Origin of the sequence: Alkalihalobacillus sp. MEB130 (assembly GCF_032335535.1) — a bacterium.
GTDB lineage: Bacteria > Bacillota > Bacilli > Bacillales > Bacillaceae_D > Halalkalibacter.
Genome location: NZ_JAOANA010000010.1, coordinates 111719 through 126943 on the forward strand (window position 1 = coordinate 111719; position 15225 = coordinate 126943).

At 39.8% G+C, this 15225-nt stretch carries 13 protein-coding genes; 6 read left to right on the forward strand and 7 right to left on the reverse strand.

The window, feature by feature from the left end:
* Positions 1 to 48 precede the first annotated feature (48 nt).
* Entirely contained in the window at positions 49 to 2079 is a 2031-nt protein-coding gene (gene ptsG / locus N0O92_RS11870) for a glucose-specific PTS transporter subunit IIBC (protein WP_315614875.1), read from the reverse strand.
* A gap of 171 nt (positions 2080 to 2250) precedes the next feature.
* Positions 2251 to 3081, reverse strand: coding sequence for a glucose PTS transporter transcription antiterminator GlcT (glcT, locus tag N0O92_RS11875; RefSeq protein WP_315614876.1), 831 nt, complete (start codon positions 3079 to 3081; stop codon positions 2251 to 2253).
* 436 nt (positions 3082 to 3517) lie between these two features.
* On the opposite strand from glcT, the gene N0O92_RS11880 reads away from it, so the two are divergent.
* Both N0O92_RS11880 and N0O92_RS11885 read left to right on the forward strand, forming a co-directional pair.
* A complete protein-coding gene (locus N0O92_RS11880; RefSeq protein ID WP_315614877.1) occupies positions 3518 to 3853 on the forward strand; it encodes a hypothetical protein in 336 nt (111 codons plus the stop codon).
* A gap of 62 nt (positions 3854 to 3915) precedes the next feature.
* The gene (locus tag N0O92_RS11885) at positions 3916 to 4815 is read left to right on the forward strand and encodes a polysaccharide deacetylase family protein (RefSeq protein WP_315614878.1); all 900 of its coding nucleotides are present in this window, start codon (positions 3916 to 3918) and stop codon (positions 4813 to 4815) included.
* 175 nt (positions 4816 to 4990) lie between these two features.
* On the opposite strand, the gene N0O92_RS11890 is transcribed toward N0O92_RS11885, so the two are convergent.
* Both N0O92_RS11890 and N0O92_RS11895 read right to left on the reverse strand, forming a co-directional pair.
* On the reverse strand, positions 4991 to 5242 hold the full coding sequence (locus tag N0O92_RS11890; protein WP_315614879.1) for a hypothetical protein: 252 nt from the start codon (positions 5240 to 5242) through the stop codon (positions 4991 to 4993).
* A 71-nt stretch (positions 5243 to 5313) separates the two neighbouring features.
* Entirely contained in the window at positions 5314 to 5448 is a 135-nt protein-coding gene (locus N0O92_RS11895) for a hypothetical protein (protein ID WP_268870561.1), read from the reverse strand.
* Positions 5449 to 5533: 85 nt separating this feature from the next.
* Here N0O92_RS11895 and rnhA point away from each other — a divergent pair, with 85 nt between their 5' ends.
* The 3 genes from rnhA (at position 5534) to ggt (ending at position 10015) form a co-directional block, all read left to right on the forward strand.
* Complete coding sequence (gene rnhA / locus N0O92_RS11900) at positions 5534 to 6151, forward strand: ribonuclease H (protein WP_315614880.1); 618 nt, start codon at positions 5534 to 5536, stop codon at positions 6149 to 6151.
* Positions 6152 to 6772: 621 nt separating this feature from the next.
* Positions 6773 to 8227, forward strand: a complete 1455-nt coding sequence (locus N0O92_RS11905; protein ID WP_315614881.1) for a catalase — start codon at positions 6773 to 6775, stop codon at positions 8225 to 8227.
* A 174-nt stretch (positions 8228 to 8401) separates the two neighbouring features.
* Positions 8402 to 10015 (forward strand): gamma-glutamyltransferase, encoded by a 1614-nt coding sequence (gene ggt / locus N0O92_RS11910; protein ID WP_315614882.1) that lies wholly within the window; start codon positions 8402 to 8404, stop codon positions 10013 to 10015.
* Between the two features lie 63 nt (positions 10016 to 10078).
* On the opposite strand, the gene N0O92_RS11915 is transcribed toward ggt, so the two are convergent.
* On the reverse strand, positions 10079 to 10528 hold the full coding sequence (locus tag N0O92_RS11915; protein ID WP_315614883.1) for an Lrp/AsnC family transcriptional regulator: 450 nt from the start codon (positions 10526 to 10528) through the stop codon (positions 10079 to 10081).
* Positions 10529 to 10679: 151 nt separating this feature from the next.
* Here N0O92_RS11915 and N0O92_RS11920 point away from each other — a divergent pair, with 151 nt between their 5' ends.
* Positions 10680 to 12452: a M3 family oligoendopeptidase gene (locus N0O92_RS11920; protein ID WP_315614884.1), complete on the forward strand. Its 1773-nt coding sequence runs from the start codon at positions 10680 to 10682 to the stop codon at positions 12450 to 12452.
* 53 nt (positions 12453 to 12505) lie between these two features.
* Here N0O92_RS11920 and N0O92_RS11925 read toward each other — a convergent pair whose 3' ends face one another.
* Both N0O92_RS11925 and N0O92_RS11930 read right to left on the reverse strand, forming a co-directional pair.
* Positions 12506 to 13540 (reverse strand): cytochrome d ubiquinol oxidase subunit II, encoded by a 1035-nt coding sequence (locus N0O92_RS11925; RefSeq protein WP_315614885.1) that lies wholly within the window; start codon positions 13538 to 13540, stop codon positions 12506 to 12508.
* A 14-nt stretch (positions 13541 to 13554) separates the two neighbouring features.
* Positions 13555 to 14889, reverse strand: a complete 1335-nt coding sequence (locus tag N0O92_RS11930; protein WP_315614886.1) for a cytochrome ubiquinol oxidase subunit I — start codon at positions 14887 to 14889, stop codon at positions 13555 to 13557.
* Positions 14890 to 15225: the final 336 nt, after the last annotated feature.

A 15225-nucleotide genomic window follows, 5' to 3' on the forward strand; every position in this document is an offset into this window, starting at 1 on the left:
TGTTTGTTTCATGCTATGCATGCAACTTGTTTGAAATGACTATAGAATTTATTTTTGCTTAATAGTAATAACGTCACTTTCGCTCAATGATACTTGTTGCTCTTTATCAATTTGAACAAATTCGCCTTCTGCTAAGTTCGTAAAGACGATTGGTGTAATCGTTGATGTCGCATTTGCTTTGATAAATTCTAAATCGAAGCGAAGAAGCTCTTGTCCTTGTTCGATCGTATCATCTTGCTTAACAAGTGTTTCGAATCCTTCACCTTTTAAATTCACTGTATCTAGACCAACATGGATAAGAATTTCTTTGCCTTCATCTGACAAAATTCCAATTGCATGCTTAGTCGGGAACAGGTTAATGATTTTCCCGTTTACAGGAGATTTCACAACACCTTCTGTTGGTTCAATCGCAAAACCATCACCCATCATTTTTCCAGAGAAAACTTGGTCTGGAACTTCTGTAATTGGCATCACTTTACCTGCTAGTGGAGACACGAAGGATACATTACCAGCAACCGCTTCGTTTGCAGGAGCTGCTTCTTCCACAGGAGCTGGAGTGCGCCCGCTAATGATATCTTGCATTTGTTGTTTAATTTGATCAGAACGAGGACCAAAAATGGCTTGAATATTGTTCCCCATTGTCATAACACCAGAAGCGCCTAGCTTCTTTAATGTGTCTTTTTCAACTTTGTCAATATCGCTTACACTTACACGAAGACGAGTAATACACGCATCTAAGTTCGTTAAGTTTTCTTTACCACCAAGTGCTTTTAATACGTTATAAGGAAGTTCTGATACTTTCCCAGCAGCTGGTTGATCATCTTCAGCCATCTCTTCACGGCCCGGAGTCATTAAGTTAAACTTCTTAATCGCAAAACGGAATCCGAAGTAGTAAATAACGGCAAAAATCAAACCAACTGGAATGACAAGCCACCAATCTGTACGGTTAGGTAAGACACCGAATAGTAGGAAGTCAATAACCCCACCTGAGAATGTCATACCAATTTTAACATCAAGAATTTGCATTACCATGAAAGATAAACCAGCAAACACGGTGTGAATAGCAAATAAAACAGGTGCAACAAATAAGAAACTAAATTCAATTGGTTCTGTAATACCTGTTAAGAAAGAAGTTAACGCTGCAGAACCCATGATACCTGCAACCATTTTCTTCTGTTCTGGACGAGCACAATGGTAAATTGCTAGTGCAGCAGCTGGTAAACCAAACATCATGAATGGGAATTTACCAGTCATAAATGTACCTGCTGTTAATTCAGCACCATCACGTAATTGCGCAAAGAACATACGTTGGTCACCACGGATAACCTCGCCAGCCGCATTTGTGTATTGACCAAACTCAAACCAGAATGGTGAATAGAAAATATGGTGAAGACCAAATGGGATTAACGCACGTTCGATCACACCAAAGATAAAGGCAGACGCTGTTTGATTCGTTTCTACCATTAAGTACGATAAGTTATTTAATCCAACTTGAATCGTAGGCCATACAAAGTAAAGAGCAATACCGATTAATAGACCGAAGAACGCCGTTGCAATTGGAACGAAACGTTTTCCAGCAAAAAATCCAAGATACGATGGTAACTCAATGTTAAAGTATTTCTTATACGTGTAGGCGGCGAGTAGACCTGCTATAATACCGCCAAATACCCCAGTTTGTAGCGTGGGAATTCCTAATACATTCGAGATACCAGGATCACCTGAAATCATTTCTGGTGACCAGTCACCATAGCCACCCATTACGCTCATGGTCACGTTAATAATTAAGTAACCAATTAGAGCAGCTAGACCAGCAACTCCATCTCCATTAGAGAGCCCGATAGCCACCCCAACAGCAAACAAAAGCGCTAAGTTAGCAAAAACAATATCCCCGGCATTTTCCATGATACTCGCAAGCATTACGACCCAACCAGCTTCTAGAGCCGGAATACGAGCAATCATGTCCGGATTTTGCAAAGCATTACCAAAAGCTAGCAAGATACCTGCAGCTGGTAATAATGCAACAGGAAGCATAAGTGCTTTACCAACACGTTGCATGACGCCAAACGAATTTTTAAACATAATAATTCCTCCTTATAAAGTTATTTTGAATGGATTAATTGATATTTATGCAACAAAAAAAGACATGAGTGGCAAGGGGATGCGCGGAATGTCCGTGCAATCGCTTCCTTTCCTCTCATGCCTGCATAACCAGTAACACGTAAAAAGAAATTTATGATAGCTGTAGCTATTTTACTGTTTAGATAGTCGCTGAAGATGTAAGGTCAAGTAGACCGCTTCAGCTTCTGGAATGGCTTTCTTTAGAGCCTGTTGCATAATTTTCATCAATTTCCAAGACAAATTGTAGCATACAGGATATTCAGTTTGCAATACCTTTTTTAAAGACTCTTGATTGTCAAAATATTGACCTTTATTAATTCGCTCAATCGCATGATGAAGATGACGGACTAAGCGTAAGTAATTCACATCTTTACGATCAATGGATAAATTGAGTGATGTTTCTGTTACTGATACTAATTCACTAATCAATTGTGTGTGACGATTTACTTCCTTTAGAGACCGTCGTGTTAAAGCGCTGTGAATGTGTAAGGCAACAAAGCCGATTTCTCCAGGAGGAATAGTAAGGTCTAATTGTTTGCCTAAATAGTCAACGATTTCATTAGCTACAGAGAATTCCTTCGGATAAGCGAGTTCGGTTTCAGGAAGAAAAGGATTGGTAACGTCTAATCCTTGCTTCACTCTTTTAATTGCATAAAAAAGGTGATCAGTTAGAGCGATATGAATGTGCTCATGAAGCTGGACAGAAAAGCGTTCTTCCACAATTTCAATAATATCATTCATCAGTCCAATGAAACCTTCATCAACATAATCAAGTAGTTGCTTGTATTGTTCTTGTTCTTTTTCTTCTTTTAAAACAAAAAACTTCTCAGCTTGTTCATCAGCAACGAAATCTCCAGCTTTTTTTCCGAAACCTAGGCCTTTTCCAATTAAGATAACTTCCTCATAATTAGGATGTTCGGCCACTAATACATTATTATTTAGTACTTTTTTAACGGATAACATTATTCTTTTCCTCCCTTCATAGAAATTAAGAATTTTGTCGAAATGTGTATTCTTTTCCGAATTAATCATATCGAGAAAGACAATGAACGTCAATGGAAATGAATCAGTAACATATGAAAAATTTTACATTTAAAGAATTCACCATTTTTTACGCTTTAAATGTGTTAAGGAGAAGAAGAATTGGCGTTAAGAAATACCTAAGAAAGAGTGTAGCTTCAATTTTGTGAATAGATAGGTAAATTTTCGCTTTTTCAAAAATTTTCTAACTGTTTTTCGTTTAGTAAACACCTTACTCGTGGTATGATTATAAATATAATTCGGGCATATGTATTCTTTATCTTGGAGATTTAGCATAGGTTAGAATTAATATAACGAATGTTCTTGTGTTGTTCTTAAATTTTTTCATTAGATAGAATTTAATTGGGAGGGATTACAGGTGGAAGAGAAAAACATTCATACGTATTTTGAAGAGCGGGTTATGCAGGCTAAGACACAATTTGAGCGTACCGTAGATTGTAAGCATACCGAATTTGATGATCTGTACCCATACATGACGGAGCAACCACAGTTTTTCTGGTATAAGCGCTATGTTGCTTGGCAGGAATTATTAACAGTTATTAAAATCGCTGAAGACTTAGATGTAGAATGGAAGAGTCTGTTTTTAGATAAGCAATCTTCTTTTATTGAAGGTAGAGTACTAGATGCTAAAGTGCTAGATGATTGGTTTGAAGAATCGGAAAAGCATGAAAAAGAATCTTCGAAAAATGAGTAAAGACCATCCCCCTAGGAAGATATCTTAGGGGGATTATTATGATTGAAAGGGAGTTCATCTAGATGAAGTGGTTTCAAATTTTACTACTATTGGCAGTTATTAGCTTAAAAGCGTGTGGAGTAGAGACTTCTTCAGATATTTCATTTGAGAATGAAAGAGAAGAACAATCGGATCATGAGCAGGATTTTTTGGCAGAAGATGAAAATGGGGATTCTGTGACACCATCGGATATAGAGCTATCTGATGAGGAAATCGATCTAATTGAATTCGATCTAAGTCAGTTTGAAGATCGAAAACCGAAGCAATGGGGGGAAAAGGTGGATGGTGTCAAAACACATATGGTCACGGATGAAAAGGTGATAGCTCTAACCTTTGATGCTTGTGGTGGTCCTTATGGAAATGGCTATGATGAAGAACTGATTGCGTTTTTACGACAAGAGCAAGTGCCCGCAACTTTGTTCATCAATGAACGCTGGATTATAGAACATGAGGAATTGTTTTTAAACTTAGCGAATGACCCTTTGTTTCAAATTGAAAATCATGGAACGGCTCATGTACCACTTTCGGTTACAGGGAAATCGGCATGGGGAATAGATGGTACTTTAACGCCAGAAGAGGTAAAGGAAGAGGTGTTAGGCAATCAACATACGATCCAAAATTTAACTGGACAAGCTCCTACCTTGTTTCGTTCAGGAACGGCTTTTTATGATGAGGTTGCCGTTGAAATTGTACAAGAATTAGGGTTAGAAGTGGTTAATTTTGATGTATTAGGAGATGCAGGTGCTACGTTTTCTGCGACAGAAGTGCACCAGGCTATTTCAAAGGCAACAAGCGGGTCGATTGTGTTGCTTCATATGAATCAGCCTCAAAGTGGAACGGCAGAAGGGGTAAAAATGGCGGTTCAAGACTTACGAGAAAAAGGATACGAATTTGTTACATTGGACTATGCAAGTCTAAAATAAACAGGCCACTGAAAAAGGTGTGTTTTTCACCTTTTTCAGTGGCCTTTAAGCAATAAGCGGAGCCGTTGCCTTCTTTTAAGCCTGCTATGAGTGGGTCTCTCATAGCAGGAGCGCAACGTGTGAAGCCATTGCACTTTCCCAAATCTGCTAGAAAGATCTTTTTATGCTGCTTGTTTTAATTAACCGTTATATGAGAATCACGATGTTGGTAAATGCCATCTAGTTTTTCTCCGATGTCTTCTTCTAGTTCTTTATTGGTTGGTAAAGAGTCATAACTCTCAACAATGGTGAACGTTTCAAGGCATAGAAGGTGGAATGGGTACTTCTCACCACGATCCTCGATAATGGCGTAAAGTTTGTTTTTCTTCGTGCTAATAAGGTCACCAGGCTCGTTCACTGAACGTTTGCGGTTTATCGTCACATTCACGCTGGATTGCACCTCTTTTTTAGCACCATTATTGGCAAAAGGGTCCAACTTTATACATAAAATATGATTATTTATTTTTTCTTATCGTTTGCTCGGTTTGAACCGTTGTCGATCATTTCACTTGCAACATCTTCGTTCAGTAAGTTTTCCTTTGGAGTTTGATTATTTGTTAGTGCTTTTCCTTTTTGTCTGTTGCGCTTATCCATTTCGATAGCCTCCTCATTGTCTTAAATTGGTTTCACTGTTACTATTTCTTTAGATCAAAATTCTATTCAAAGAGTAGGTGGAATAGTGGCGAAAAAGAAGTTTTATGTTGTTTGGAAAGGGAGGAAGACAGGTATTTTTACAACGTGGGCTGAATGTGAAGCCCAAGTGAAAGGGTTTACTGGGGCTAGATTCAAGTCGTTTCCAACAAAGGCTGAGGCAGAAGCAGCGTTAGCGGGAGGAAAGAGCCCAGCGAGTACCAAATCCTCAAAAGCGACGAAAGTCGATGTTAATGAAGAAGTGGATTGGGACAGTATATCTGTTGATGTGGGCTGCAGAGGAAACCCTGGAATTGTGGAATACAAAGGAGTAGACACGAAAACGGGAGAAATATTGTTTGCTCATGATGAAATACATATTGGTACGAATAACATGGGAGAGTTTTTAGCGATTGTTCACGGATTAGCTTATTTAAAAGAACAAGGAAGTTCAAAGACCATTTATTCGGATTCGATGACCGCGATCAAATGGGTGAAGCAAAAGAAGGCTAAATCGACTTTAGAGCGAAATGAGAAGACGGCCTATATCTGGTCATTAATGGACCGAGCGGAAAAATGGCTTCAAACGAATACGTACAACAACGAAATTAAAAAGTGGCATACGGAAAAATGGGGAGAAATTAAAGCGGATTATGGACGGAAATAGGAAGGGAATGCTGTATTTTATGTTCTCCTTGTGGGTTCCACTGCGCTCCAGTCACTCACTTTTTGCGGAGAGGGCTCGAGCCTCTTTATCATTTGTATAATAAAAATGATAAGCGTTTATTAAAAAAATGATCAAAACCCTATGGAACAACTTGTTCTATAGGGTTTTCTTTGTGTTTGTGTTGGTTGATTATAATTCTCTCTTTAAAATTATTATCGTTTGTTGTTGACAGAGGAAGGTCGGTTGGTTACAATGATAAACGTAATCAATTAATAATTATTATAAACAAGGAGTTGTTTTAAATAATTTATATACACTTCTTTATATAAGGTCCTTTTTCGTATAGATCTTCACTATTGATTCTCGATTAAATTATAGTGGAATGGAGCGGAAGGCACTTGACTCCTGCGGGAAAAAGAGGAAAGGGCAAGACACCACTGACGGAACGTCGTGGGGGCTTGGCTCCTCCCCGCGGAAAGCAAGTGCCTAAAGCGTAATGTAACGGATCGGATAACAAAATTAAAAATGAAGGTTCTTATACTACTAGATTTGGTTATATAGAAATATAAATAAATGGCAGTTAACTATCAACAAACGCGAAATTAATTAGGAGGAACATACATGAAAAAGTTATCAACAAATCAAGGTGCACCTATTTTTGATAATCAAAACTCACGAACAGCAGGGCAACGTGGTCCTACTTTATTAGAAGACTATCAATTAATTGAAAAGTTAGCTCACTTTGATCGTGAGCGCATCCCAGAGCGGGTGGTTCATGCACGTGGTGCGGGTGCTCATGGTGTATTTAAAGTGAAAAATAGTCTTAAACGTTACACAAAAGCTGCTTTATTCCAAGAGGAAGGAAAAGAAACACCTGTTTTTGTACGTTTCTCAACCGTAATTCACGGCTTACATTCGCCTGAAACTCTTCGTGATCCTCGTGGATTTGCGGTGAAATTTTATACAGAAGAAGGGAACTGGGATTTAGTGGGAAATAACTTGCCGGTATTCTTCATCCGAGATGCGATGAAATTCCCTGATTTAGTTCATTCATTAAAGCCAGATCCGCGGACTGGTCGCCAAGATCCTGATCGTTATTGGGATTTCTGGTCATTAAGACCAGAAACAACGAATATGCTAATGCACCTTTTATCAGATGAAGGAATTCCAGCAGACTACCGTCATATGCGTGGCTCGAGTGTTCATGCTCTTAAACTAGTAAATGAGTTTGGTAACACGGTATATGCGAAATTCCGCTTTGTGCCAAAGCAAGGTATTAAGAATTTATCTCCAGAAGAAGCGGCAAAGATACAAGCGGAGAACTTCAACCATGCTTCTCAAGATTTATATGAGGCAATTGAAAATGGGGAGTATCCGGAGTGGGATTTCTACGTTCAAATTTTAGATCCGGCCGACATGGATAAGTTTGATTTTGATCCGTTAGATGCTACGAAAGATTGGTTTGAAGAAGACATTCCTTATCAACTTGTTGGAACGATGACGTTAAACAAAAATCCAGAGAATGTGTTTGCTGAAACAGAGCAAGTGGGCTTTAACCCAGGAGTGGTTGTAACGGGTATTGAACCATCAGAAGATAAGCTTCTTCAAGGTCGTTTGTTCTCGTACTCTGATACGCAACGTTACCGTGTAGGTCCGAATTATTTACAACTGCCTATTAACTGTCCGTTTGCACAAGTGAACAATAACCAGCGTGATGGGGCGATGGCATTCAAACAGCAAACAGACCGAATTAACTATGAGCCGAACCGTTATGAGCATACACCGAAAGAAGACGGTGCTTATACCGATCATCACACTCCTGTTCAAGGTACAGCTGGGAGACAAGAAATTGATAAGACCAATAACTTTGGTCAAGCAGGTCAAGTGTATCGCCGTTACTCGAAAGAAGAGCAAGATGCGTTAGTGAGAAACATTACTGCTGATATCTCATCTGTTGCATATCAAACTAAACTATTAGCGATTTGCAACTTCTATCGTGCGGATGAAGAACTAGGGAAGCGTTTAGCAGAAAACTTAAATATTGATTTAACACCATATTTACAACATGTAAAATAATTGTAGCTTACAAAGCCTTCTATGATAACAAATCGTAGAAGGCTTTTAATTGTCTCTGCTAGTAATATTTGTTTTAAAGGAAAAGCAAGTTGTTCATAGACGAAGCTTAGCTTAATCCTTTATAATTTATTTATCTATTGTTTAGTTACTCGAAATATAATAGGGGGGAAGAAAATGAATCAAAATCCACATACATATCCGTATCCATCAAGTCGTAATGTTATCTATGGAAAGAAGGGGATGGTTGCAACCTCTCAACCGCTTGCGGCTGAAGCGGGTCTTGATATATTAAAGAAAGGTGGAAATGCCATTGATGCGGCAATTGCCACTGCAGCTTGCTTAACAGTCGTTGAACCAACGTCGAATGGAATCGGATCTGATTGCTTTGCATTAGTTTGGGTCGATGGAAAGCTTCACGGACTAAATGGAAGCGGACAAGCTCCTAGTAAACTCACGATGGAAGCAGTGAAAGAAGCAGGCTATGAAAAGGAATTACCGAAGTTTGGGATGATTCCAGTTACGGTCCCCGGTACACCAGGTGCGTGGGCTGAGCTATCGCAGAAATTTGGGAAGTTGCCGCTAAGTGAAGTGCTAGAACCTGCCATTAAGTATGCAGAAGAAGGGTTTCCGTTAACGCCAACGTTGGCAAAGTATTGGGAACGTGCTTATAAAGCGTACTCTCGCTTATTAGAAGGGGACGAATTTACATCGTGGTTTGAGACGTTTGCTCCAGGTGGAAAGGTTCCTAAAGCGGGAGAGTTGTGGACTTCTCCGGGGCATGCTTATTCATTACGACTGATAGGTGAGACCAATGCGAAAGCCTTTTATGAAGGAGAGTTGGCAGATAAGATTGATCAGTTTTTCCAGAAGCATGGTGGATTTTTACGGAAAGAGGACTTAGAAGCATACAAGCCTGAATGGGTGACACCGATTAGTGTAAATTATCGTGGATATGATGTTTGGGAGATTCCGCCAAATGGACAAGGACTCATCGCTCTTGAAGCGTTAAATATACTAAAAGGATTTGAGTTTGCCGAAAAAGAATCTGTTGATACTTATCATAAACAGATGGAAGCGATCAAACTGGCTTTTGTAGATGGCATGAAGTATATTGCCGATCCATCGTCTATGAGTGTAACAGTAGAGCAACTCCTTTCAGATGAATATGCACAATCACGTCGCAACGAAATTGGCGAAGACGCATTAACGCCAGAGCCTGGAACACCACAAAAAGGCGGGACGGTCTATTTAGCTACGGCAGATGGTGATGGAAACATGGTTTCCTTCATTCAAAGTAACTATATGGGATTTGGTTCGGGGATTGTTGTGCCAGAAACAGGGATTGCTATGCAAAACCGTGGTCATAATTTCTCATTAGATCCATCTCATGATAATGCATTAAAGCCAGGTAAAAAAACGTATCATACGATCATTCCAGGCTTTTTAACGAAAGGAGATCAAGCAGTTGGTCCCTTTGGTGTGATGGGTGGGTTTATGCAACCACAAGGTCATGTTCAAGTTGTTGTGAATACAGTTGATTTCGGATTAAACCCTCAAGCAGCCTTGGACGCACCTCGCTGGATGTGGTCAGAAGGGAAAAAAATTCATGTTGAACGTCATTTAGCTCCACATATAGCAGAAGAACTAGCTAGAAAAGGGCATGACGTAAAGGTGGAGCTTGAAGGAGGTCCATTTGGAAGAGGTCAAATTATTTGGCGAGATCCTGAAAGTGGCGTTTTAGTCGGAGGGACAGAATCAAGAACGGACGGGCATATAGCTGTATGGTAATACCCATTTAGGGATGCGTAAAAGGTCAAGTTCAGACCGGGTGGCGCATCCCTATTTTTTAGCTTATAGTTTCAACCCAGTGCGACTTTTAAATCGCCTTAATAATATGTGGCTTTCTACTCGAGTGATTCCCTTTAAAGCGTATAATTCTTCGTTCGTAAATTGCTCGAGCTGATCAAAGTCCTCAACGAGTACATGCATATGTAAAGTACTTGGACCTGTCATTTGATAGCAACTTGCCACTCTGGGGTTTTCGGCCAATGTTTCTGCTACTGCAACGAGAGAAGTAGGTTCACAGTCAACTTCAAAAAATGCTGAAACTTTTTTGCCGACTTTATCTGAATTAATGACGACGCTAAATTTTTCAATCACTTCCTCTTCCATTAACTGGTTAATCCGTTCCCTGATGGCTACTCGTGATAAACCTAGCTCTTTGGCAATGTCTACATAAGACATTCGTCCATTACCTGTAAGAAGTTCTAGAATGCGTTTGTCGGTTGTGTCTAACTTCATTTAAACCACACCTTCACCTTTGTTATATTTTCATTATAGTTCAAAACCACGCTTTGAAAAACAAATGAGTGAATTTATTAAACATGCAATTTTATTAATTTTCTGATAGAATGTTATTACGGAAATCGAAATAATAAGGAGGAATATATAGATGAAATATCCTGAAGTATGGGACTTAGACTCCATTTTTAAAGGCGGAAGTCACTCTGAGGAGTTTGCTCATTTTGTGAAAGAGACGGATAGGTTGTTAGGTGAGTTGGCAGATTCAATAGGGGAAGAAGTAACGCTTGATCAGCTAGAGCAGCATATACATAGCGTCCAACAACTAATGCAAAGAACAAGACAAGCGAGTGCATTTGTTAGTTGTTTAACGGCTCAAAACGTGAAAGATAAAGAGGCAACACTTTGGCAAGGGAAAATGACGGAGCAAGCTACAAAGATCCAAAATATCTGGGGGACGATTGAAGACTTTTTAGGAGAACTAGATGCGAATCAATGGGAGAATCTTGTTTCACGTCCTTCTTTATCAGGTGTCACTTTTAATCTAGAAGAACGTCGTCTACAAGCAAAAGAGAAGCTATCACCTAACGAAGAAAAGCTAGCAGCGGAGCTTGCTATAGATGGATATCATGCATGGGGAAATGTGTACAATTCAGCGGTTGGTAGAATGCAAATTCCATTCGAAGAGAATGGACAGGAGAAATTGCTTTCTGCAGGACAATTACAAAATCGACTTAATAGCTCGGATCGTTCGGTAAGAGAACGAGCTGAGATAGTATCAGAAAAAGCTTGGGAAAAAGAAGCCGATCTCTTTGCTTCCACGTTGAACCATTTGGCTGGGTTCCGCTTGAATTTATATCATGCAAGGGGGTGGGGCGACGTCTTAAAAGAGCCTCTTGCTATAAACCGAATGAAAAAGGAAACGCTCGATGCGATGTGGTCAACAATTACGGAAAATAAACCGAAGTTTTATGAGTTTATGACTAGAAAAGCTCAATTGTTAGGTGTTGAAAAATTAGCGATGCACGATGTTCACGCACCTTTGCCAGTTGAAGGAGATACGTCTATTTCTTATGAAGATGCTTGTGACCTGATTATTAAGCACTTTCAACCATTTAGTCCGAAATTAGCTTCGTTCACTGAGGGAGCGCTTCGTGATGGATGGGTTGAAGCGGAGGATCGCGCCGGTAAGCGTCCAGGAGGTTTTTGCACATCTTTCCCACTTTCAAAGCAATCACGAATTTTCATGACATATGACGGAACAATGGCGAATGTAGCCACATTAGCTCATGAACTCGGGCATGCGTATCACGGGCATTGCCTAAAAGATATGGACCCACTTGCTCAAAGATATGCGATGAATGTTGCTGAAACAGCTTCTACATTTGCGGAAACGATCATCGCAGACGCATTAGTAAAAGAGGCACCAACAGAAGAGGTGAAGTTATCTTTACTTGAAAACAAAATCTCTCGATCGCTTGCCTTTTTCATGAATATTCATGCTAGATTTTTATTCGAGACTAGGTTTTATGAAGCGCGTAAAGAAAAATTATTATCAGTAGAAGAACTTAACTCTCTAATGGAAGACGCACAAAAAGAAGCGTATGGCAATCAGTTAGCAACGTATTCTCCAACATTCTGGGCATCCAAGCTTCATTTCCATATTACAGGAGTCCCATTTTACAACTTCCCATATACATTTGGCTTTTTGTTTAGCTTAGGAATTTATAAAAAGGCACTTGAAGCGGGAAGGTCATTTGAAGATGATTATATTGCGCTTTTACAAGATACAGCTAGCATGACGGTCGAGGATCTTGCAAGCAAACATCTGAACGTTGATTTAACAAAGAAAGACTTTTGGCAAGAAGCAATTGATTTGATTCTTGTTGATGTTGATGAATTTATGGAACTTACGAATTCATAATGAAGAAGGGAGCCGACAGGTCTAGATTTAACCTGTTGGCTCCCTTTTCTCTTCTAATGAGGTGCATCTTGCCGTAAGTATCTCTTGTCTTTCATAAAGAGACGCCAAAACCAGATGAAGACAGGGATTAAAATGGCCATCCCAACTCCATATCCGATTAAAAGGAGATGAAACATCACTTCATTTGTAAAGGCATCATAAATGGTAACGTCAGGATAAAGGAAATAAGGCATATGAGCGGAGCCGTAAGCAAAGCTAGCTAGTCCAAATTGCAAAGCAATAAGAAGAACGGCTACTCTTGGTCTGCCGATGGAAAACTTTTTAGAAGGCCACCAAAGGGCGCTATAGCCGATTGAAAAGGCTAATAGTGATAACGTAAACAATAGCCACTCATTAGCCATATTTTCAAACATCCAAAAGGCTTCTGGAATAAGAGTCATAATCGCCCCCACGGCAAAAGACAATGTAATCGGTCCGAGAATGATTGCGTTCCGTCTATATACGTGATAGGTCTCCTCAGAGCCTGCTTCTTTCGCATAATCACTTAACAACAAAGACGATAAAAACAACTCTGTACTTAGACCGAAGCCAAGATGAGTGTAGAATGTTGGACTAGTAAATAACTGATCAATCAAAATATATTGTCTGTCGCCAACAACTTCTACAAACCCTCCAATGGCAGCCGGTAAAATACTAATAAGCAATGCAGGAATTAGCAGTCCAGTTACTCCAGAAATGATGACTAGCATATTCGTATATTTTTGGACTGAATAAGAGTAAACCATGAAAGCACTTCGTATCGTCAAAAGAAAGAGTACTAAGCAAATAGGAACAATCATTAACGTTCCTAGAGTCGCTGCAGCTCCTGGGAAAAAGCTCACCAATGCAACTACGAGTAAAACAAGAAACACGTTTGTTACTTCCCAAGAAGGAGATAAATAACGATTTGCAACGGATGCTGCTTTTGTGTCTGTCCTTTTTCTATAGTACATCGCCCAAAATCCAGCTCCGAAATCAATGGAGCCAGCAATCGCGTACATATAAAGAAAAGCCCACAGAATGATAATTGCTATATAAACATCTTCCATACCCATTCACCGCCTTAAGTTGCTGATTCTAAATCGTTGGAAACTGGATTTCGATTAAAGTAAAAGTGCATAACAAGGGCTGTTATGACAAGAAGAACGAGATACAGAGATACGAAGAGCACAAATAACATTCCGAGATTTCCAGAAGTCGTTGCAGCTTCTCCTGTTCGCTGAATTCCATAAATCGTCCAAGGTTGTCTACCAGTACAACTAAAGATCCAACCTGTCTCAATTCCAATCATGGCAAGAGGACCTGATGCAACGAGCCCAGCAAGTAACCATTTCGGATATGGCTTCTGAGATTTTCTTCTTATAAACCAGAAAATCCAAAACAATACAGCTAAGCCAAAGAGAGCGGAGCCTATTCCTACCATGACGTTAAACAATGTATGTACAAATAGAGGTGGCCACTCATCACGTGGATAATCATATAATCCTCGTACAACCCCGTCCGTTGATCCAGTCGCTAACCAACTAAGCATCCCAGGGATTTCAATGCCACCAACAACTCTTCCAGCTTCAGGGTCAGGCGTGCCCATAATAGCTAAAGGGGCATTCGCTTGTGTTTCAAATAATCCTTCTGCTGCCGCGAGTTTTACAGGAATATGTTCATGAAGCATGATTGCCGTATCATGTCCGTTATTCATAGTATAAAAAGTCATAAGTAACCCAATAGCAAGCGAAAGAGTAAGCCCTTTTCGGTGATAAGAATATTCTCTTTCTGAAAGGCCGCCTCTAAATAGTTTATAGGCAGCAACGGAAGCAAGAACAAATGCCCCGGTCATATAAGCACTGCCCACTACATGGAGAGACGTAACATAGAAACTAGGGTTATTGACTGCAGCTAATGGGTTCACATTTGTTACTTGACCATTTACCAAGTCAAATCCTCGAGGGGTGTTCATCCATGCATGGGCATTGGTAATTAACACGGCTGAAGCTGTAGCACCAAGAGCAACGAAGAAAACACTCACAATTCTCATCGTTGGGGAGAGGCGATCAGCAGCATAAATATAAATAGAGAGGAAAAGAGCTTCTAAAAAGAAAGCGAAAATCTCAACTTGAAAAGGAAGCGCAATAACTTCTCCCACAATTTCCATAAACCCTGGCCAAAGTAGACTTAACATAACTGCGACAATCGTTCCAGACGGTATCGCGACCCCGAGTAAAATGGCTACACCTTTTGTCCAACGTTTAGCAAGTGTGCCATAATCCTCATCTTTGCGAATGATCCGCATGATCTCTGCTGCTAAAATCATTAAGGTGATTCCCACACCTAAAGTCGCAAAAATAATATGAAAAGCAATAGAAGTGCCAAAGATCATTCGAGCAAGCATAACATTATCCATTTTCTTACTTCCTTTCACACAAAAAAATGATGGATGTGTAACAAATGTTCATTAACCTGCTATTACTTTGCGTTAATATTTTGGATCTATTCGTTTATTTTTCCAATTGTTTTCCTTCAGTCTTAAGATAGAAAAGTCAACAAAAAAAGAGCGAGTTACCTAACAATGGTAAAATCGCTCTTTTTATTTGGCTGTTTTTAAAGATAGTTGCTGTGAAAAAACGTTTTCCTCTTAGTGAAATGGAGCGGAAGTCACTCGACTCCTGCGGGAAGAAGAGGTAGGGGCGAGACCCCACAGGCGCAGCCGTGGAGGCTCGCCACCTCCTTGTGGGTGCGA

What these genes read in the sequence shown, in the direction of transcription:
- N0O92_RS11925 (WP_315614885.1), bottom strand. Translation starts at nt 13,540, where the DNA reads ATGGAAGATGTTTATATAGCAATTATCATTCTGTGGGCTTTTCTTTAT.
- ggt (WP_315614882.1), top strand. Translation starts at nt 8,402, where the DNA reads ATGAATCAAAATCCACATACATATCCGTATCCATCAAGTCGTAATGTT.
- N0O92_RS11905 (WP_315614881.1), top strand. Translation starts at nt 6,773, where the DNA reads ATGAAAAAGTTATCAACAAATCAAGGTGCACCTATTTTTGATAATCAA.
- glcT (WP_315614876.1), bottom strand. Translation starts at nt 3,081, where the DNA reads ATGTTATCCGTTAAAAAAGTACTAAATAATAATGTATTAGTGGCCGAA.
- ptsG (WP_315614875.1), bottom strand. Translation starts at nt 2,079, where the DNA reads ATGTTTAAAAATTCGTTTGGCGTCATGCAACGTGTTGGTAAAGCACTT.
- N0O92_RS11895 (WP_268870561.1), bottom strand. Translation starts at nt 5,448, where the DNA reads ATGGATAAGCGCAACAGACAAAAAGGAAAAGCACTAACAAATAATCAA.
- N0O92_RS11920 (WP_315614884.1), top strand. Translation starts at nt 10,680, where the DNA reads ATGAAATATCCTGAAGTATGGGACTTAGACTCCATTTTTAAAGGCGGA.
- N0O92_RS11930 (WP_315614886.1), bottom strand. Translation starts at nt 14,889, where the DNA reads ATGGATAATGTTATGCTTGCTCGAATGATCTTTGGCACTTCTATTGCT.
- N0O92_RS11885 (WP_315614878.1), top strand. Translation starts at nt 3,916, where the DNA reads ATGAAGTGGTTTCAAATTTTACTACTATTGGCAGTTATTAGCTTAAAA.
- N0O92_RS11915 (WP_315614883.1), bottom strand. Translation starts at nt 10,528, where the DNA reads ATGAAGTTAGACACAACCGACAAACGCATTCTAGAACTTCTTACAGGT.